16 protein-coding genes are annotated in these 20,063 nt (G+C 66.3%); 12 read left to right on the top strand and 4 right to left on the bottom strand.

All coding sequences use genetic code 11. From position 1 onward, the window contains the following. Window positions 1-98: 98 nt before the first annotated feature. Window positions 99-911 carry an exodeoxyribonuclease III gene (gene xthA, locus IP89_RS02120; RefSeq protein ID WP_043307293.1) on the bottom strand — a complete coding sequence of 271 codons (813 nt, stop codon included), beginning with the start codon at window positions 909-911 and terminating at the stop codon, window positions 99-101. Window positions 912-1,044: 133 nt separating this feature from the next. On the opposite strand from xthA, the gene IP89_RS02125 reads away from it, so the two are divergent. From IP89_RS02125 to IP89_RS02150, 6 genes are all read left to right on the top strand, one after another. Further along, entirely contained in the window at window positions 1,045-1,686 is a 642-nt protein-coding gene (locus tag IP89_RS02125) for a GNAT family N-acetyltransferase (protein ID WP_043307295.1), read from the top strand. A gap of 104 nt (window positions 1,687-1,790) precedes the next feature. Then, on the top strand, window positions 1,791-2,291 hold the full coding sequence (gene tpx, locus IP89_RS02130) for a thiol peroxidase (protein WP_043307296.1): 501 nt from the start codon (window positions 1,791-1,793) through the stop codon (window positions 2,289-2,291). 163 nt (window positions 2,292-2,454) lie between these two features. After that, window positions 2,455-3,660 carry an MdtA/MuxA family multidrug efflux RND transporter periplasmic adaptor subunit gene (locus IP89_RS02135; RefSeq protein WP_043307298.1) on the top strand — a complete coding sequence of 402 codons (1,206 nt, stop codon included), beginning with the start codon at window positions 2,455-2,457 and terminating at the stop codon, window positions 3,658-3,660. Continuing rightward, entirely contained in the window at window positions 3,657-6,755 is a 3,099-nt protein-coding gene (locus IP89_RS02140) for an MdtB/MuxB family multidrug efflux RND transporter permease subunit (protein WP_043307300.1), read from the top strand. The genes IP89_RS02135 and IP89_RS02140 overlap by 4 nt, the downstream gene beginning before the upstream one ends. Continuing rightward, window positions 6,752-9,859: an efflux RND transporter permease subunit gene (locus IP89_RS02145; protein WP_043307301.1), complete on the top strand. Its 3,108-nt coding sequence runs from the start codon at window positions 6,752-6,754 to the stop codon at window positions 9,857-9,859. The genes IP89_RS02140 and IP89_RS02145 overlap by 4 nt, the downstream gene beginning before the upstream one ends. Continuing rightward, window positions 9,856-11,307, top strand: a complete 1,452-nt coding sequence (locus IP89_RS02150) for an efflux transporter outer membrane subunit (protein ID WP_043307303.1) — start codon at window positions 9,856-9,858, stop codon at window positions 11,305-11,307. The genes IP89_RS02145 and IP89_RS02150 overlap by 4 nt, the downstream gene beginning before the upstream one ends. 51 nt (window positions 11,308-11,358) lie before the next feature. On the opposite strand, the gene IP89_RS02155 is transcribed toward IP89_RS02150, so the two are convergent. From IP89_RS02155 to IP89_RS02165, 3 genes are all read right to left on the bottom strand, one after another. After that, entirely contained in the window at window positions 11,359-11,808 is a 450-nt protein-coding gene (locus IP89_RS02155; RefSeq protein ID WP_043307304.1) for a nuclear transport factor 2 family protein, read from the bottom strand. 87 nt (window positions 11,809-11,895) lie between these two features. Further along, window positions 11,896-12,555, bottom strand: coding sequence for a glutathione S-transferase family protein (locus IP89_RS02160; RefSeq protein ID WP_043307306.1), 660 nt, complete (start codon window positions 12,553-12,555; stop codon window positions 11,896-11,898). 50 nt (window positions 12,556-12,605) lie between these two features. Then, on the bottom strand, window positions 12,606-13,508 hold the full coding sequence (locus tag IP89_RS02165; protein WP_043307309.1) for a LysR substrate-binding domain-containing protein: 903 nt from the start codon (window positions 13,506-13,508) through the stop codon (window positions 12,606-12,608). Window positions 13,509-13,628: 120 nt separating this feature from the next. On the opposite strand from IP89_RS02165, the gene IP89_RS02170 reads away from it, so the two are divergent. The 6 genes from IP89_RS02170 to IP89_RS02195 all read left to right on the top strand — a co-directional run bounded on the left by IP89_RS02170 (window position 13,629) and on the right by IP89_RS02195 (window position 20,063). Beyond that, window positions 13,629-14,063: a PACE efflux transporter gene (locus tag IP89_RS02170; protein WP_043307311.1), complete on the top strand. Its 435-nt coding sequence runs from the start codon at window positions 13,629-13,631 to the stop codon at window positions 14,061-14,063. Between the two features lie 103 nt (window positions 14,064-14,166). Further along, window positions 14,167-14,643 carry a chemotaxis protein CheW gene (locus IP89_RS02175; RefSeq protein ID WP_043307313.1) on the top strand — a complete coding sequence of 159 codons (477 nt, stop codon included), beginning with the start codon at window positions 14,167-14,169 and terminating at the stop codon, window positions 14,641-14,643. Then, the gene (locus IP89_RS02180; protein ID WP_043307315.1) at window positions 14,630-16,114 is read left to right on the top strand and encodes a CheR family methyltransferase; all 1,485 of its coding nucleotides are present in this window, start codon (window positions 14,630-14,632) and stop codon (window positions 16,112-16,114) included. The genes IP89_RS02175 and IP89_RS02180 overlap by 14 nt, the downstream gene beginning before the upstream one ends. Beyond that, window positions 16,099-16,707, top strand: a complete 609-nt coding sequence (locus IP89_RS02185) for a chemotaxis protein CheW (protein ID WP_043307317.1) — start codon at window positions 16,099-16,101, stop codon at window positions 16,705-16,707. The genes IP89_RS02180 and IP89_RS02185 overlap by 16 nt, the downstream gene beginning before the upstream one ends. An 82-nt stretch (window positions 16,708-16,789) precedes the next feature. Next, window positions 16,790-18,991, top strand: a complete 2,202-nt coding sequence (locus IP89_RS02190; RefSeq protein WP_043307318.1) for a response regulator — start codon at window positions 16,790-16,792, stop codon at window positions 18,989-18,991. Between the two features lie 10 nt (window positions 18,992-19,001). After that, the gene (locus IP89_RS02195; RefSeq protein ID WP_043307319.1) at window positions 19,002-20,063 is read left to right on the top strand and encodes a chemotaxis protein CheB; all 1,062 of its coding nucleotides are present in this window, start codon (window positions 19,002-19,004) and stop codon (window positions 20,061-20,063) included.

Genomic DNA, 20,063 nt, shown 5'->3' on the forward strand with positions numbered 1-20,063 from the left:
AGCAGACACCTTGTGCTAGAGGGGTTAAGGCGTCGCGGAGATTAAGTCGGAAAGGTTACGCGGATGTGACAAGGGGCGCCGTGGCGCCCCTTGTTGGATCAGCTCAGTTCCAGCCAGATGGGGGCGTGGTCCGAAGGTTTTTCCATGCCGCGTAAATCGTAGTCGATGCCGGTGTCCTTGATTCGCGCCTGTAGCGGCGCGCTGGCGAGGATCACGTCGATGCGCAGGCCGCGCTTGGGCTCGTCCTCGAAGCCGCGGCTGCGGTAGTCGAACCAGCTGAAGCGGTCGTTGATCGCCGGGTTGTGCAGGCGGAAGGTGTCGACCAGGCCCCAGCTCTTCAGCGTGGCCAGCCACTCGCGCTCTTCCGGCAGGAAGCTGCACTTGCCGGTCTTCAGCCAGCGCAGGCGATTGGGCTCGCCGATGCCGATGTCGCAGTCTTCCGGCGAGATATTGATGTCGCCCATCACCACCAGCGGCTGGCTCGGCTGGAAACGGCTGGTCAGCAGGCTCTGCAGGTCGGCGTAGAAACGCTGCTTGGCCGGGAACTTGGTGGGATGGTCGCGGCTTTCGCCCTGGGGGAAGTAGCCATTCATCACGGTCACCGGGTTGCCGTGCTCGTCGGCGTAGGTGCCATAGATGAAGCGTCGCTGCGACTCCTCGTTGTCATCGGGGAAGCCCTTGTGCAGTTCCAGCGGCGCCTGGCGCGAGAGCAGGGCGACGCCGTAGTGACCTTTCTGCCCGTGGTAGTGCACGTGGTAGCCGAGCTGGCGGATTTCGGCTTCCGGGAACTGGTCGTCGGAGACCTTGGTTTCCTGCAGGCCGATCACGTCTGGCTGGTGCTTCTCGATCAGCGCCTGCAGCTGATGGGGGCGGGCGCGCAGGCCGTTGATATTGAAGGAAACGATCTTCATGGGAGGGCTACCGACAGGGAAAACAGCGATGCTAGCCCAGCACTCCGGCGACGGCCAGCGTCTGGCAGCTGGCGAAATGCGGTGCTAACTTGGCCTTCGACCCGCCAAACCTATAACAATCGAGGTCAGCCTGATGCCACACCGCACCGCCGAAGTCCGTATGCTCGACCATGGCTACGCCCGCGAGGCCCGCTCGCTGCTGTACCACGCCTACCGCCACGACCCGACCTTCGCCTACCTGTTCGAGAGTGAACGCCCCGGCTTCGACCAGCGCGTGCGCGCCACCGTGCGCGAGCTGGTGCAACAGCACTTCGCCGAGGAGCTGCCGGCCATTGGCCTGGTGATCGAGGAGCGCCTGGTCGGCATCGCCCTGATCGCGCCGCCGATCCGTCGCCTGGATATCACCGAGAGCTGGGGCTGGCGTCTGCGCATGCTGATGACCACCGGCTTCCGCTGCACCAAACGCTATCTGGAATATCACGACGCGGTGCTGGCCTGCCTGCCGCCAGGGCCGTACCACGTCCTGCCGCTGATTGGCGTGCACCCGCAGTTCCAGGGGCAGAAGCTCGGCGAGCAGTTGCTCTCAGCCCTGCACGACTGGTGCGCCGAGGATGCCGGCTCCCAGGGTGTGGTGCTGAATACCGGCAACCCGCATTACCTGGAGTTCTACCAGCGCCAGGGCTACGAGGAGATCGGCGAGGTGGCGGTGGGGCCGATCCGCGAGCACGTGTTCTTCCATCCCAACCCGCAGCCCGCCAGGCAAGCCACCGGTTGAACGCAACTGCCCATTGCCGTGTCAGTACCGGGCGGTCACACTGGCGCCCATTTCCCCGCTGGGTGCCGTGACCCCCGGCATCAACACTAAGTAAGGAACTCGCAATGGCTCAAGTAACCCTCAAGGGCACCCCGATTCAGGTCGACGGCCAACTGCCGCAGGCCGGTCAGCAGGCTCCGGCGTTCAGCCTGGTGGCCAAGGACCTCTCCGACGTGACCCTGGCCAGCCTGGCCGGCAAGCGCAAGGTGCTGAACATCTTCCCGAGCATCGACACCCCGACCTGCGCCACCTCCGTGCGCAAGTTCAACGCCGAGGCTAGCGCGCTGCCCAACACCGTGGTGCTGTGCATCTCCGCCGACCTGCCGTTCGCCCAGGCGCGCTTCTGCGGTGCCGAAGGTCTGGACAACGTGGTCAACCTGTCGACCATGCGTGGCGCCAACTTCCTCAAGGACTACGGCGTAGCCTTCGCCAACGGCCCGCTGGTTGGCGTTTCCGCCCGCGCCGTGGTGGTGCTGGACGAGAACGACAAGGTGCTGCACAGCGAGCTGGTTGGCGAGATCGCCGATGAGCCGAACTACGCTGCAGCCCTCGCTGCCCTGAAGTAAGCGAAAGCGCTTCACCGACAACGGCCTGCCATTGCAGGCCGTTGTTTTTTCTAAATTTCCAACTTCCTGTTACGTCTATCTAGGTAAAAAGGCGGTAAAGACCCTTTGCCTGGCCGCTGGGAGTACTTATCGTTCACCCTCCCAAGGACAGTGACCCCGCGCCATGCCCGAATCCCGCAGTATTTCCAGACCTTCCCGTTCCTGGCTGATTGCCCTGATCGTTCTGCTCATCGCCCTGGTTGCCTGGTGGCTGTGGCCGAAGGCGCCTGAGCAGAAGCCCGGTGGCGACTTCGGCCCCTGGGGCGGTCCGGTACCGGTGCGGCTGACCGAAGTAGGTAGCGGCGACTTCCATATCGAACTCAAGGCGCTGGGTACCGTCACGGCGCTGAACACCGTCAACGTGCGCTCGCGGGTGGATGGTGAGCTGGTCAAGGTGTTCTTCGAAGAGGGGCAACTGGTCAAGGCCGGCGACCTACTGGCGCAGATCGACCCGCGCCCGTATCAGGTAGCGCTGCAGCAGGCCGAGGGCACCCTGGCGCAGAACCAGGCGCAGCTGAAGAACGCCGAGATCGACCTGGCGCGCTACCAGGGCCTGTACGCCGAGGACAGCATCGCCAAGCAGACCCTCGACACCCAGCAGGCGCTGGTCGGCCAGTACAAGGGCACGGTGAAGAGCAACCAGGCCGCCGTCGCCGACGCCCGTCTCAATCTCGATTTCACCCGTATTCGTGCGCCGATCACCGGCCGCCTCGGCCTGCGCCAGGTGGACCTCGGCAACCTGGTGCGCAGCAGCGACACCACGCCGCTGGTGGTGATCACCCAGGTCGAGCCGATCGCCGTCAACTTCACTCTGCCGGAGAAGGACCTGCCGCCGGTGCTGGCCAAGGTGCGCGATAACCAGAAGCTGCTGGTGCAGGCCTGGGATCGTGGCGAGCAGCAACTGCTGGCCGAGGGTGAGCTGCACAGCCTGGACAACCAGATCGACGTGGCCACCGGCACCGTCAAGCTCAAGGGCCGTTTCAGCAATGCCGGCGAGCAGCTGTTCCCCAACCAGTTCGTCAACGTGCGCCTGCGCGTCGAGACTCGCCAGCAGGCCACGCTGATCCCGTCCGCCGCCGTGCAGTTCGGCGCCCGTGGCACCTTCGTCTTCGTCCTCGGTGCCGACGACAAGGTGCAGCTGCGCGACATCAAGGTCGGTGCCAGCGATGGCGCCACCAGCCTGATCGACTCGGGCGTCAAGGTCGGCGAGCGTCTGGTGCTGGAAGGTACCGACAAGCTCAAGGAGGGCAGCCAGGTACAGGTGATCGGCAATGAGCCGGGCGCCTTGGCGCAACCGCAAGGCCAGGCCGCACAGAAGCAGGGCGCATGAACGCCTCACGCCTGTTCATCCTGCGTCCGGTCGCCACCACGCTGCTGATGGTGGCGATCTTCCTTACCGGTCTGATCGCCTACCGCCTGCTGCCGGTTTCCGCGCTGCCGGAAGTCGACTACCCGACCATCCGCGTGCTCACCCTTTACCCAGGCGCCAGCCCGCAGGTGATGACCAGCGCGGTGACCGCGCCGCTGGAGCGCCAGTTCGGCCAGATGCCGGGCTTGAAGCAGATGTCCTCGACCAGCTCGGGCGGCGCCTCGGTCATCACCCTGCGCTTCACCCTGGACGTCAATCTGGATGTGGCCGAGCAGGAAGTGCAGGCGGCCATCAACGCCGCCACCAACCTGCTACCTGACGATCTGCCGGCGCCGCCGGTGTACAACAAGGTCAACCCGGCGGACACCCCGGTACTGACCCTGGCAATCCGCTCCAATACTTTGCCGCTGACCCAGGTGCACGATCTGATCGATACGCGCATGGCGCAGAAGATCGCCCAGATCAGTGGCGTCGGCCTGGTCAGCCTGGCCGGCGGCCAGCGCCCGGCCGTACGTATCAAGGTCGATCCAGAGGCACTGGCCAGCCACGGCCTCAACCTGGCCGACGTGCGCACCCTGATCGCCGCGCAGAACGTCAACCAGCCCAAGGGCAACTTCGACGGCCCGACCCGCGTCTCGCAGCTGGACGCCAATGACCAGCTGAAGTCCGCCGCCGAATATCAGGACCTGATCCTCAAGTACGAGAACGGCGCGGCCCTGCGCCTGCGCGACGTGGCCAAGATCGTCGACGGCGCCGAGAACGAGCGCCTGGCCGCCTGGGCCGACCGTAACGAAACGGTGTTGCTGACCATCCAGCGCCAGCCCGGCGCCAACGTCATCGAGGTGGTCGACCGCATCCAGCGCCTGCTGCCGCAGATCACCGCGGCGCTGCCGGCCAGCCTGGAAGTGCAGGTGCTCACCGACCGCACCCAGACCATCCGCGCGGCAGTCAAGGACGTGCAGTTCGAGTTGGTCCTGGCCATCGGCCTGGTGGTGCTGGTGACTTTCCTGTTCCTGCGCAAGGTATCGGCCACCGTTATCCCGTCCATCGCCGTGCCGCTGTCGCTGATCGGCACCTTCGGCGTGATGTACCTGGCCGGCTTCTCGATCAACAACCTGACGCTGATGGCCCTGACCATCGCCACCGGCTTCGTGGTCGATGACGCCATCGTCATGCTGGAGAACATCGCCCGCCATCTGGAAGAGGGCGAGACACCGTTCAACGCCGCGCTCAAGGGCGCCAAGCAGATCGGCTTCACCCTGATCTCGCTGACCTTCTCGCTGATCGCCGTACTGATTCCGCTGCTGTTCATGGCTGATGTCGTGGGCAGGCTGTTCCGCGAGTTCGCCATCACCCTGGCGGTGGCCATCCTGATTTCCCTGGTGGTGTCGCTGACCCTGACACCGATGATGTGTGCGCGTCTGCTCAAGGCCGAGAAGGAAGAGGAGCAGGGGCGTTTCTACAAGCGCGCCGGCGCCTTTATCGACGGTCTGATCGAACGCTATGCCGTGGGCCTGACCTGGACCCTGCGTCACCAGGGCCTGACTCTGCTGGTGGCCATCGGCACCCTGGCGCTTACTGTGGTGCTGTATCTGGCCGTGCCCAAGGGCTTCTTCCCGGTGCAGGACACCGGGGTGATCCAGGGCATCTCCGAGGCGCCGCAGTCGATTTCCTTCAAGGCCATGAGCGAGCGCCAGCAGCGCTTGGCCGCAGTGATCCTGCAGGACCCGGATGTCTCCAGCCTGTCCTCCTATATAGGCGTGGATGGCGATAACCCGACCCTGAACAGCGGCCGCCTGCTGATCAACCTCAAGCCGCACCGCGAGCGCGAGGCCACCGCCAGCGAAGTGATCGAGCGCCTGCGCCCCGAGCTGGCCAAGGTGCCGGGCATTGCCCTTTACCTGCAGCCGGTGCAGGACCTGACCATCGAGGATCGGGTCAGCCGTACCCAGTTCCAGTTCAGCCTGGAGTCACCGGACGGCAAGCTGCTGGAGGAGTGGACGCCCAAGCTGATCAGCGCCCTGAGCGAGCAGCCGGAGCTGCGCGACATCGCCAGCGACCTGCAGAACCAGGGCCTGCAGGTGTTCCTCAACATCGACCGCGACGCCGCCTCACGCCTGGGCGTGACCGTCGGCAATATCGACGACGCGCTGTACGACGCCTTCGGCCAGCGGCAGATTTCCACCATCTTCACCCAGGCCAGCCAGTATCGCGTGGTGCTGGAGAGCATGGGCGCCGGCGAGCTGGGCCCGCAGGCCCTGCAGCGCATCCATGTGGCCACCGCCAGTGGCGGCCAGGTGCCGCTGGCTTCGCTGGCGCGGGTGGAAGAGCGCCCGGCCAGTCTGCTGGTCAACCATATCGGCCAGTTCCCGGCGGTCACCGTGTCGTTCAACCTGGCGCCGGATGTGTCGCTGGGCGAGGCGGTGCAGGTGATCGAACGGGTCGAGCAGCAGATTGGCATGCCGGCCGGCATCCAGAGCCAGTTCCAGGGTGCTTCGGAGGCGTTCCGCGCCTCGCTGTCGTCGACCCTGCTGCTGATCCTGGCGGCCATCGTCACCATGTACATCGTGCTCGGCGTGCTCTACGAGAGCTACATCCATCCGATCACCATCCTCTCGACGCTGCCTTCGGCCGGTGTCGGCGCGCTGCTGGCGCTGCTGCTGACTGGCAACGATCTGGGCCTGATCGCCATCATCGGCATCATCCTGCTGATCGGCATCGTCAAGAAGAACGCGATCATGATGATCGACTTCGCTCTCGAGGCCGAACGGCACCAGGGCATGGCGCCGCACGAGGCCATCTACCAGGCTGCGCTGCTGCGCTTCCGGCCGATCCTGATGACCACTCTGGCTGCGCTGTTCGGCGCCATCCCGCTGATGCTGGCCTCGGGCTCCGGCGCCGAGCTGCGCCAGCCGCTGGGCCTGGTAATGGTCGGCGGCCTGTTGCTGTCCCAGGTGCTGACGCTGTTCACCACGCCGGTGATCTACCTGGCCTTCGATCGCATGTCGCGGCGGCTGCTCGGCCGTAGCGCCTCGGGAGTGGCGCTGGCGCCATGAACCTTTCCGCGCCGTTCATTCGCCGGCCGGTAGCGACCCTGCTGCTGAGCCTGGCGATCATCCTCGCCGGGCTGGTCAGCTTCCGCCTGCTGTCGGTGGCTCCGCTGCCGAACATGGACTTCCCGGCCATCGTCATCAGCGCCAACCTGCCAGGCGCCAGCCCGCAGACCATGGCCTCCAGCGTCGCCACGCCGCTGGAACGGGCGCTGGGCAGCATCGCCGGCATCAGCGAGATGACCAGTCGCAGCGCCCAGGGTAATACGCGGATCATCATCCTCTTCGAGATCGGCCGGAACGTGGACGCCGCCGCCCGCGAGGTGCAGGCGGCGATCAACGCCTCGCGCAACCTGCTGCCCAGCGGCATGCGCACCATGCCGACCTACGAGAAATTCAACCCGTCGCAGGCGCCGATCATGGTGCTGTCGCTGACCTCGCCGCAGCTGGACAAGAGCCAGCTGTACGACCTGGCCTCCACGGTGATCGCGCAGAAACTGTCGCAGGTGCAGGGCGTGGGCAAGATCGAGATCGGCGGCAGCTCGCTGCCGGCGGTGCGGGTGGAGCTGGAGCCGCGTCTGCTCGACCAGTACGGCGTGGCACTGGACGAGGTGCGCACTGCCATCGCCGAGGCCAACCGCGACCGGCCCAAGGGCGACCTGGCCGACGGCGACCGCCACTGGCAGATCCAGGCCAACGACCAGATGCACAAGGCGGCCGAGTACCAGGACCTGATCATCCGCTACGAGAACAACGCGCCGGTGCGCCTCAGTGATGTGGCCAAGGTCCGCGACTCGGTGGAGAACCGCTACAACTCCGGCTTCTACAACGACGAGAAGGCCGTGCTGCTGGTGGTCAACCGCCAGCCGGGGGCCAACATCATCAAGACCATCGAGGACATTCGCCGCGACCTGCCGGCACTGGAGGCGGTGATGCCGGCCAGCGCCAAGCTGGAGGTGGCGATGGACCGCTCGCCGGTGATCCGCGCCAGCCTGCACGAGGCCGAGCGCACCCTGCTGATCGCGGTGGGCCTGGTGATCATGGTGGTGTTCCTGTTCCTCGGCCGCTGGCGCGCCTCGCTGATCCCGGCGCTGGCGGTGCCGGTGTCGCTGGTCGGCACCTTCGCGGTGATGTACCTGCTGGACTTCTCGCTGAACAACCTGTCGCTGATGGCGCTGATCATCTGCACCGGCCTGGTGGTGGACGATGCCATCGTCGTGCTGGAGAACATCTCGCGGCACATCGAGGCCGGCGAGAAGCCCATGGCCGCAGCTTTCAAGGGCGCGGAGGAGGTGGGCTTCACCCTGCTGTCGATGAACCTGTCGCTGGTCGCGGTGTTCCTCTCCATCCTGTTCATGGGCGGCATCGTTGGCAGTCTGTTCGGCGAGTTCGCCGTGACCCTGACCGCCGCCATCCTCATCTCCCTGGCCGTGTCGCTGACCCTCACGCCGATGCTCTGCGCGCGCTGGCTCAAGGCCGAGGAAGAGGAGCGCGAGCCCAGCCGTCTGCAGCAGGTCGGTGCGCGGGTGCAGGAGCGCGTGCTGGCCTTCTACGGGAGAACCCTGGAATGGGCACTGGCGCATTCGCGGCTGACCCTGACGGTTCTGCTGCTGACCATCTTCGGCAACTTCTACCTGTTCGCCACCGTGTCGAAGAGCCTGGTTCCCGAGCAGGACACCGGCCAGCTGATCGGCTTCGTCCGCGGCGACGACGGCCTGTCGTTCCAGGTCATGCAGCCGAAGATGGAGGAATTCCGTCGCGGCCTGCTGGCCGATCCGGCGATCCACAGCGTGGCCGGTTTCATCGGTGGCGAGAGCGGCATCAACAACGCCTTCTTGGTGGTGCGCCTGAAGCCCATCGCCGAGCGCGATGCCTCTTCGCGGCAGGTGATGGACCGCCTGCGCCAGAACCTGCCCAAGGTGCCCGGCGCGCGACTGATGCTGATGGCCGACCAGGATTTGCAGTTCGGCGGCCGCCAGGGGCGCAGCTCGGAGAACGAGTACGTGCTGCTGGCCGGCGAGATGGAGCTGCTCAAGGAATGGCTGCCCAAGGTGCGCGACACCCTGGCGGCGCTGCCCGAGCTGACCGATATCGACGCCAACGAGGGCGAGGGCGCCCAGCAGATCAACCTGGTGGTGGACCGCACCACGGCGCAGCGCCTGGGCGTGGACATGGCGATGGTCACCAGCGTGTTGAACAACGCCTTCAGCCAGCGGCAGATTTCCACCATCTACGAGACGCTCAACCAGTACAGCGTGGTAATGGAGATTGACCCGAAATACGCCCAGTACCCGGAGGCGCTGGACCAGATCCAGGTGATCGCCGCCGACGGCGCGCGCGTACCGCTGTCCGGCTTCGCCCGCTGGGAGCGCAGCCTGGAGGAGGACCGGGTCAACCACCAGGGCCAGTTCGCCGCCGAGAGCATCGGCTACAGTCTGGCGCCGGACGTGACGCAGGACCAGGCCAACGCGGCGATTCGCAAGGCGGTGGATGAGCTCAACCTGCCCACCGAAGTGCAGGGCCAGCTCGGTGGCACCGGCGGCCAGTTCGAGAAGGAAGCCCAGGGCCAGCCGGTGATGCTGCTGATCGCCCTGCTGGTGGTGTACATCGTGCTCGGCATCCTCTACGAGAGCTATATCCACCCGCTGACCATTCTCTCCACATTGCCCTCGGCGGGTGTCGGCGCGCTGGCTGCGATCCTGCTCACCGGTGGCGAGTTCAGCATGATCTCGCTGCTCGGCCTGTTCCTGCTGATCGGCGTGGTGAAGAAGAACGCCATTCTGATGATCGACCTGGCCCTGGAGCTGGAGCGCAACGAGCACCTGAGCCCGCAGGAATCGATCCGCCGCGCCTGCCTGCTGCGCTTCCGCCCGATCATGATGACCACCCTGGCCGCCATGCTCGGCGCACTGCCGCTGTTGCTCGGCCAGGCCGAAGGCGCCGAGATGCGCCAGCCGCTGGGCCTGGCCATCGTCGGCGGCCTGGTGCTCAGCCAGTTGCTCACCCTCTACACCACTCCGGTGGTCTACCTGTATCTCGACCGCCTGCGCCATCGGGTCAACCGCTGGCGCGGCGTACGCAGTGACGCTGCTCTGGAAACGCCGCTATGAAGCCTGTACTGCCCCGTTTTTCGCCTCTGCTGGTTGCCTTGCTGCTGGCCGGCTGCGCCGTCGGCCCGGACTATCTGCGCCCGGATAGCGCGCCGTCGGCCGAGTTCAAGCAGGCCGCCGGCTGGAAGTCCGCCGCACCGGCCGATACCGCGCTGCGGGGCGACTGGTGGAAGCTCTACGGCGACGCCGAGCTGGACGCGCTGGTCGAGCGCCTGGACGCCAACAACCAGAGCCTGGCCTCGTCTGCGGCCCAGTACCGTCAGGCCCAGGCCTTGGTGCGTGGCGCGCGGGCCGGCTTCTTCCCGACCATTGGCCTCAACACCGGCGTGACCCGCGCCGGCCAGGGCGGTGGTGACAGCACCATCGGTACCACCGGCGGCATCAGCGTCAGCGGTGGCGGCCAGTCGCAGGTGTCCAAGAGCTACGAGGCAAGCCTTGGCGTGAGCTGGGAGCTGGACCTGTGGGGCAAGCTGCGCCGCCAGCTGGAGTCGGAAAACGCGGGACTCGATGCCAGCAGCGCCGACCTGGCCGGCGTGCGCCTGAGCCAGCAGTCCGAGCTGGTGCAGAACTACCTGCAACTGCGCGTGCTGGATCAGCAGAAGCGCCTGCTCGACGAGACGGTGGCTGCCTACAAGCAAGCCTTCCGCATCGCCGAGAACCAGTACAAGGCCGGCATCGTGCCGAAATCCGACGTGACCCAGGCGCTGACCCAGCTCAAGGGCACCGAGGCCGAGGCGGTGGATCTGGAATACCAGCGCGCCCAGTTGGAGCACGCGATCGCCGTACTGGTCGGCGTGGCGCCTTCCGAATTCGAACTGGCGGTGCGCGATGACGTGCCGGCGCTGCCCAGCGTGCCGGTCAGCCTGCCATCAACCCTGCTCGAGCGCCGCCCCGACGTGGCCGCCGCCGAACGCCGGGTGATGGCCGCCAACGCCGAGATCGGCGTGGCCGAGGCCGCCTACTATCCGGAACTGAGCCTGTCCGCTTCGGGCGGCTATCGCAGCGGTGGCCTGGACAACTGGATCAGCTCGCCCAACCGCTTCTGGTCCATCGGTCCGGCCTTCGCCCTCAACCTGTTCGATGGTGGCCTGATCCGCTCCCGCGTCGAGCAGGCCGAGGCGAGCTACGACCAGACCGTGGCCGACTACCGGCAAACGGTGCTGCGCAGCTTCCGCGAAGTGGAGGATTATCTGGTGCAGCTGGCCGTGCTGGAGCGCGAGGCGGTGGTGCAGCAGGAGGCGCTGGACGCCGCCCGCGAATCGCTGCGGCTGATGCTCAACCAGTACCGCGCCGGTACCGTGGAGTTCACTGATGTGGTCAGCGTGCAGACCACCGCGCTGTCCAACGAACGCACCCGTCTGACCCTGCAGGGCAGCCGCCTGACCGCCAGCGTGCAGCTGGTCGCGGCCCTGGGCGGCGGTTGGCAGGGACTGCCAGTCGAGGAATAACGCTGCGATCTCGCTGCCGTCCAATCGACGCGCAGCAGATCCCAGGTAGGCTCAAGGCTTGATGGTCGCCTCGATGCGCACGATTTTCGGTTCGCCGTCGATCAGGCGCAGGCTGGCGGTTTCCTGCATGCCAGTGCTCATCTCGTGGCCCTGCATGCTCAGGGTTTCCTTGGTGGTGTCCTTGACCGTGGCGCTCTGGCCGTCGGCGGCGATCTCGATCGACTCGATGGCCACTTCCATGCGGTAGCTTTCCAGGCCGCCCCAGCCTTGCTGCAGCAGCTGGCGGTATTTGCTGGCATCGAGTTCGATGCTGCCGTTGGGCGCGCTGATATGGATGCGCACGTCGTCGCTCATGTGCGACAGGGTGGCGTCGATGTCGCGTTTCGAGGCGTCGGCCGCCACCTGGTCGTACAGGCTGCGGATACTGGCTTCGGTCAGCGCCGAATCGGCGTGGGCGAGTGGGGCGAACAGGCAGAGCAGGGACAGCGCGAGCTTTTTCATCGACCTTCCTTGAGCGTGTGAGAGCGGATTGCTGATGCTAGCGGCATCGCGCCTGCGAAATAAATCCCTGTCTTTGTAAAGAGCGGATCAGTCCCGATCTGGCGCCCCCAGCGGGAAGAACGCCCGGTAGGGGCGTGCCTCGTCCACGGCGCGGGCGAAGGAGGGCCGCTGCAGCAGGCGCTGGCGATAGGCGCGCAGGGTAGGCAAGGCCTCGTTGATCGGCTGGGTCCAGTCGGCGTAGAACAGGAAGGGCGCGGCCGCGCAGTCGGCCAGGCTGAAGCTGTCGCCGGCTGCCCAGGTGCGACCCTGTAGACGCCGCTCCAGCCAGGCGTAGGCGGTGTCCAGCATCTGCCGCGCCTCGTTCACACCGTAGGCGTCGCGGTTGTGCTCCTGGCGCAGGGCATCGAACACGCACTTCTGCTGCGGCGTGGAGATGTAGTTGTCGAATACCCGGTCCATCAGGCGCACTTCCAGAGCCAGGATCGGGTCCGCGGGGATCAACCGCACCGGTCCGGGGTGGCGCAGCTGCAGATGCTCGATGATGACGCTCGACTCCAGCACTGGCAGGCCATCGTCCAGCAGCAGCGGAAAGCGCCGCAGCGGCCACAGCTCGGCCAGGCGTTGCATGTTCTGCGGCTGCTCCGGCGCCAGCAGGCGGTACTCGAAGGGCGTGTCGTTCTCGTAGAGGGCGATCAGCACCTTCTGGCAGTAGGAAGAGAAGGGGTGAGCGAAGAGTTCCAGGGCCATGTTGCGCGTCTCCGTGGGATGGGTCTGCTACTGGTCGAATGGCGCCTGGCTCAATCGACAGCCGTCGTGTTTTCTTGCAGCACTTCCTCGGCCAGCCAGTCCAGCAGCGCCTTGACCGCCGGCTGGCGCTCGCGGCCCGGTACGCACAGTGCCAAGTACGGTGCACCGGGCAGGCTGATGTCGGCGCGGTAAGGGCGCAGCAGGCCGCTGGCCAGGCTGTCGGACACCAGCACCGAGCTGGCCAGCACCAGGCCCTGACCGGCAATGGCCGCCTGCAGAGCGTAGTGCTCGTCCGGATAGTCGCGGCGGGTAGCCGCGAGCACCCAGTCCTCGCCGGACTGTTCGGCCCAGCTCTCCCAGACCGGCAGACCGGACATCGGCGCGTCCCAGCCGACACCGATCAGGTCCGGGCGCCGTTGTGGCATGTCCTCCCGCAGCTGTGGCGCGGCGTAGGCCGCGAAGTGCTCGTCCATCAACTGTTGTTGGTGCAGTTGCGGGTAGTCGCCCAGGCCGCAGCGAATCACCAGGTCGAGGCTGGAGTCGCGCTCCAGGTCGACCAGCTCGTTGCTGGTCTCGATGCGCACGCGGATGCCGGGATGGCGTCGATAGAAGCGACCGAGGCGCGGCACCAACCAGAGCGCGGCGAAGGCCGGCATGGTGTTGAGGCTCAGGCTGTGTTCGCGCGGCTGCGGGCGCAAGGCCTCCAGGCTGCGGTCGATCTCCAGCAGGGCGCCATGCAGGCTGCGGCGCAGCCGTTCGCCACCTTCGGTCAGGCGCACGCCACGACCCAGGCGTTCGAACAGCAGGGTGCCGAGCCACTGTTCCAGGCCTCGGATCTGGTGCGACACGGCGGTGGGCGTGACATTCAGCTCCAGCGCAGCGGCGCGAAAGCTGGCCAGGCGGGCCGCCGATTCGAAGGTGCGCAAGGCGGTGAGGGGAATTCGCGCGAACATGCCTATCTCCACAACAGGTGAGTTGGATTCATCTTGGCGGACTATAGGTCATTTGTCCCTGAGTGGCTCCATGCATAGATTTCACGCCATGGAAACGAGCTGCAAAGGGTGAGGTGAGCTATGCAAGGGGCGAAGAGAAAGGTCGTACAGGCGCTGCTCTACGAGCTGGTGGGCGCGCTGTTCGTCTCGCCGGTGATCGCCTGGGGCTTCGACGAGAGCCTGGTCTACTCCAGCACCCTGGCGCTGCTGCTGTCGCTGGTGGCGCTGAGCTGGAACATGGTGTTCAACAGCCTGTTCGAGTACTGGGAGGCACGTCAGCTCCAGCGCAGCCGCACGCTGAGACGGCGCATCCTGCACTCGCTGGGCTTCGAAGGCGGGCTGGCACTGCTCCTGGTACCGCTGATGGCCTGGTGGCTGGATATCACCTGGTGGCAGGCGCTGGTCGCCGATTTCGGCCTGCTGCTGTTCTTCTTTTTCTATGCATTCGTCTTCCAGTGGGCCTTCGACGCGCTGTTCGGCGTGCCAGACTCGGCCATGGAGGCTTGCCGCGGCTGAAGACGAATAGGAGTGATTACCTGACTGCGGGGACGGGTTCGCTGGACGTTGCGTAGTGCTGGGCTAGGGTAAAGATGAGTGCTAGCGGCAACTGGATGCCTCTATGGATAGATTATCTGTGCTGCCCTTTCGGCTAGCAGGACAGCACCTGGCGGTACCTCTGGACAGCGTGATCCGGGTGATCCCGGCCCTGCAGTGCATGCCATTGCCTGGGGCCCCGCAAACCGTTATCGGCCTGGCCAATGTGCGCGGGCAGATCGTTCCCGTGGTCGACCTGGCTCGGCGCTTCGCCTGGCAGACGCCGCCGCTCGGCCTGTGGCAGCCATTTCTCTGGCTGCGTAGTCGCGCTCGCGAGCTGCTGGTTCCGGTGGAGCAAGTGGAAACGGCGACGCAATGCGAGCCTGACGACCTAGTGCCCGCCGCCCAGCCGCAGGTGCCCAGCGAGCTGCTGCGCGGCGTGCTGCGCACGGAGGAGGGCATGCTGCTGATCCAGGACATCGAGCAGGTACTCTCGGACGCCGACGAAAACGAACTGCAGCAGGCGCTGGATGCCAGAGGAGCGGGCCATGCGCCAGGCTGATCCACTCTGCTCGCCGCGCCTGCTGGAGCTATTGGCGAACAAGGTGCATCAGCATCTGGGCCTGGATTTCTCCAGTTCCCGGCGCGCTGACCTGCTGCGTCGCCTGCGCCAGCTGGCCGAGGAGCAGGACGGCGAGTCCTCGGTATGGTTGGAGCACCTGGCCTTCGACGACTGGGATGACGCGCAGATTCAGCGTCTGATTCCGGCGTTCACCGTGGGCGAAACCTACTTCCGTCGCGATCCCGAGGCCTTCGACTGGCTGGCTCGCCAGCACCTGCGCCCGGTGCTGCAACGCCGCCGCGAGGCTGGCAACTACCGGCTGCGCGTGTGGAGTGCTGCCTGCTGCACCGGCGAAGAGGCCTACAGCCTGCTGTTCATGCTCGACGAGCTGTTGGGTGGTGAGCGCGAGCGCTGGACCGTGGAATTGCTGGCCAGCGACATCAACTCCATCTTCCTGGCACGTGCCGAGCAGGGTTGCTACGGGCAAAACGCCTTCCGCCGTAACGAAGAGGCCTTCCGCAGCCGCCATTTCCAGGCCGAGGGCAATGCCTGGCGAGTGCGTCCGCAGTGGCGTGGGCGCATCCGTTTCCTGCAGCACAACCTGAGCGCTGGTCCGTTGCCGGACCCTCGCAGCGGTCTGTTCGCCGTCGACCTGATCCTCTGCCGCAATGTGCTGATGTACTTCTCCGCCGAACATGCAGGCTCGACGCTGCGCGGCCTGCTGGCGAGCCTGAGTACCGACGGCATTCTGCTGCTCAGCGCGGTGGAGGCGGGCCTGGCCAGCCAGGCCGGGCTCAGCGGTTTCTGGGCTGGTAGCAACTATGCATTGGCGCCGGGCGGGCAAATGCCACGGTCGACCACGGTCGTCCCGCAGTCAGCGACCCGCGAAGCGCAGCCCATGCACGCCAGGCCGCAGCCCCCCACCGACACAGCGGTAGCCGCAGAACCAGCGCAGGAGCCGCTCTGGCAACGCGCCATCGCAGCTCTGGACCAGGGACGCCACGAAGTCGTGTGGGAGCTGATTCAAACCTACCTGAATCAGCCAGGGCTGACGCCGAACCAACGCTATGAGGCTTGTCTGTTGCAGGCCCGCAGCTGGGCCGAACAACACCGCAGCGCCGAGGCCAAGGAGTGGCTGCAGCGCGCGCAGGCTCTGGACCCGGCAGCGCTGCAGCCGTATTGGCTGCAGGCCATGCTGGCCCGTCACGAGGGGGACGTGCAGGCAGCGCTGCAGGTACTGCACAAGTTGCTGTACCTGGCGCCGGAATGCCCGATGGCGCACTTCCAGCAGGGCCTGTTGTTGCGTGAAACGGGCCGTCGCCAGGCTGGGGACAAGGCGCTGCGTCTCTGCTGCCGTTTGCTGCAGGACGAAGTGCACGAGCCGTTGCAGTTCGCCGAGGGGCTGGGCCGTGTCCAGCTGCAGCAGTTGTGCGAGCAACTTCTGGGGGATGAGCCATGCCCACCTTCCTGAACGACGAACAGCGCTGGGAACAACTGCGCGAGCGTCTGGCGGAGTTCGAGCGGCGCATCGACGAGGGCTTTGCCCCGGATCTAGAACAACGCGAAGAGCGCCTGCAGGCGCGCACCCGCGAATGGGCGCGCAGCCTGCAGGAGGAGCGCCCGGACAGCCTGATCGAAGTGCTCTGTTTCACCCTGGGCGAGGAGGTCTATGCGGTGGAGAGCCGCCATGTGGTCGCGGCGCTGCCGCTGCCGCAGTTCACGCCCTTGCCGGGCACGCCGCCCTTCGTGCTGGGCATCGTCGGGGTGCGCGGGCATATCGTCTCGGTGCTGGACCTGCGGGTGTTCTTCGAACTACCGATAGAGGGTCTCTCCGACAAGAACTACCTGGTAGTGCTGCGCAGCCCGGAGATGGAGTTCGGCCTGCTGGCCGACCGTATCCGCGGCATCGAGCAGCTACGCCGCGACAGCCTGCAGAGCGAGCTGGCCAACCTTACCGGCATCCGCGCGCGCTACCTGCTAGGCGTGACCCCGGATCAGAAGACCGTGCTGGACGGCGCGCGCCTGCTGGCCGATCCCGATCTGCAGATTCGTGACGACGACTAGGCACATGGAGGGCAGGATGCCGATTAGCCATCAACGACCACGGCAGACTTCGGTCTGCGCCGGATCTGCGAGCTGAGCCGCCATGCCCCTGGATCGTGATGCCCTCAGACAACGCCTGCTGGCCAGCTTCCGCGCCGAGGCGGCGGAGCGCCTGGCCATCCTGGCCGATGCCCTGGCCAACTGGCGCGAGGGCGGGGCCAGCCAGGACGACGTCGAATCGCTGTTCCGCGAAGTGCACAGCATCAAGGGCGCCTCACGCGCCGCCGGAGTCAGCCAGATCGAACAGCTGTGCCATGCCTGGGAGAGCCTCCTCAGCGGAGTGCGGCATGGCGACCTGGAGCTGAGCCGCGAGCGGGTCGAGTTGTGCCGGCTGACGCTCAAGGTGGTGCAGCGCCTGCATGCCGAGCAGCCCGTGGAAGAACATGAGCTGGCCCAGCTGATCGACAGCCTCAACGACAGCGCCATGGGCCAGGAGGTGGCGCTGCCAGCAGTGGAGGTGGGCACTGCGGAGGTGAGCCCCCAGGACCCGGCCACGGTACGGGTCTCGACCCAGCGCCTGGATGCCTTGCTGTTCCATAGCGAGGTGCTGCTGCAGCACAAGCTGGAGGCCCAGGCCCATTTTCGGGCGCTACAGGAACATGCTGCGGCCTTCGAGCCGCAACGCAGCAAGCGAATGTTCGGCTCCGGCGCCTTGCGCCAGCTGCGCGAAAGTCTCAACGAGATGCCCGAGGGCGCCCGTGATGGGCTGAGGAGCGTGCTCGACTATCTCGACTGGAGCCTGTCCCAGTTCGACCGTCTGCACTTCGGCGCCAGCCGTCTGGCCAAGGCCGGTGGCCTGCTGGCCCAAGGCCTGACCCAACTCTCCGAATCGCTCACCGCCGAGATGCAGGACGCCTTGTTGCTCTCCGGCAGCAGCCTGTTCGAAGGCGTGCCGGCTATGGTCCAGGACCTCGCCAGCCAGGCTGGCAAGCGCGCGGAACTGGAAGTGCGTGGCGCCAGCCTGCAGATCGACAAGCGCATTCTCGACGAGCTGCGCGTGGTGCTCACCCACCTGCTGCGCAACGCCATCGACCATGGCCTGGAAACCCCGGAGCAACGGGCTCTGCAGGGCAAGAGCGCGGCGGGCAAGCTGCTGGTGGAGCTGGTACAGGAATCCGCCGACCGCTTCGAGCTGCGTGTCGGCGACGACGGGCAGGGCATCGATGTGCGTAGACTGAAGGCCAAGGCCGTGTCCGCCGGGCGCCTCAGCCCCGAGCAAGCCGAGAACCTGGGCGAGCGCGAGGCGCTGGCGCTGATCTTCGTCTCCGGCCTGTCCACCAGCCCGATGCTGACCGACATCTCCGGGCGCGGCCTGGGCATGGCGATCATCCAGGACACAGTGGAGCGCATCGGCGGACGCATCGAGACCGAGACCCAGCCCGGTGCGGGCACCTGCTTCCACCTGCATCTGCCGCTCAGCCTGTCGACCTTCCGCGCAGTGATAGTGCGCAATGCCGAGCGCGTGTTCGCCGTGCCGGCGCTGGCGGTGGAGCGCTGCCTGCGGGTGTCGCCGAGTGCCATTCGCACCCTGGAGAACCGTCCCACTCTGGCCTTCGAGGGCCAGGTGCTGCCGCTGTGGCCACTGGGTGATGTGCTCGGCCTGGCACAGCCGGCGCTCGGCAGCGGTGACCTGACCCTGCTGCTACTTCGCGTGCGTGGCGAGCGCTTCGTGCTGCTGGTGGAGGAACTTCTCGGTGACCAGGAAATCATCGTCAAGAGCCTGGGCAAACAACTGCTGCGAGTGCGCAACCTGATGGGCGCCACCTTGTTGGGCGATGGCCAACTGGTGCCCATCCTGCATCCGGCCGACCTGTATCGCAGCGCACTGGCCAGCGAGGCTTCCAGCCTCAGCCAGAAGCCAAGAGAGCAGCGCGGTGAGACGCTCAAGCGCTTGCTAATTGCCGAGGATTCGTTCACCTCGCGTGGCCTGCTCAAGGCCATCCTCGAGGCGGCGGGTTACCGAGTCACCACCGCCAACGATGGCCTGGAGGCCTGGAATGCCTTGAAGCAGGGGCAGTTCGATTTGCTGGTGTCCGACGTGGAAATGCCGCGTCTGGACGGCTTCACCCTGACCTGCCGCATCCGCGCCGACCGTGAGTTGGCCGAGTTGCCGGTAGTGCTGGTGACAGCCCTGCATTCCGCCGAGGACCGCGCACGCGGTCTGGAATCGGGCGCCAATGCCTACCTGGCCAAGAGTGGCTTCGAGCAGGACAGCCTGCTTGAAGCCATCCGCCGGCTGCTCTGAGGGAGATGCGATGCGCGTATTGGTAGTGGACGATTCACCGGTGACCCGCATGCTGCTGCGCGCCGTACTCGAGGGCGAGGGCTTCGAGGTGCGCGAGGCGGGCAGCGGTGACGAAGCGCTACAGGTACTGGCCGGGTTCACCCCGGACATCGTCACCATGGACGTGCACATGCCTGGCATGAATGGCTACGAGACTACCGAACGCATCCTCGAACGCTATCCGCTGCCGGTGGTGATCCTTTCGGCCAGCATCGATCACCGCGCCTCGGCCACCGCCATGCGTGCACTCGAGGCAGGCGCCCTGGCGGTGCTGGAGAAACCCACCGCACCGACCGCCGGGGACTTCGCCGACCGCATCGAGGAGCTGCTGCGCACACTGCGCAATATGGCCCAGGTAAAGATCAGCCGGCGCCAACGGCGCAGCGAAACCAGCATCACGCCCGGCATTCCTCCCGTGGTGGCGCAAACCGCGGCGCTCGCGCCGCAGCTGGTGGCCATCGGCGCCTCGGCCGGCGGGCCGCTGGCCATCAAGGCCATGCTCCAGCGCCTGGTACCACAACCCTGGCCAATCGTGCTGGTGCAGCATATCGCGCCGGGCTTCCTGCCCAGTTTTCGCGACTGGCTGGCCAGCCTCACGCCGATGCGTGTGTGCGTCGCCGAGAACGGCCAGAGCCTGCTGCCGGATGTGCTCTATCTGGCGCCGGATCACCATCATCTGGGTTTCGCCGCCAATCGCGGCGTGCTGCTCGACGATGGTCCGCCGGTCGAGCACGTGCGTCCGGCCGCCAACCACATGTTCCGCTCGGTCGCCCGCCATTTCGGCAAGCAGGCGATCGGTATCCAGATGTCCGGCATGGGCCACGATGGCGCCCAGGGCCTGGCCGAGCTGCACAGCACCGGCGCGCTGACCCTGGTGCAGGACCCCAGCAGCGCGGTGATCGACTCGATGCCCAAAGCTGCCATCGAGCTGCAGGCTGCACGCCAGGTGCTGCCGCCCGAAGGCATCGCCGAGCTGCTCAATGCAATAGCCGCCCACATGGCTGTAGTGAACGGAAGCAATGGGAGGGAATGA

Origin of the sequence: Pseudomonas sp. ML96 (assembly GCF_000761545.1) — a bacterium.
GTDB lineage: Bacteria > Pseudomonadota > Gammaproteobacteria > Pseudomonadales > Pseudomonadaceae > Aquipseudomonas.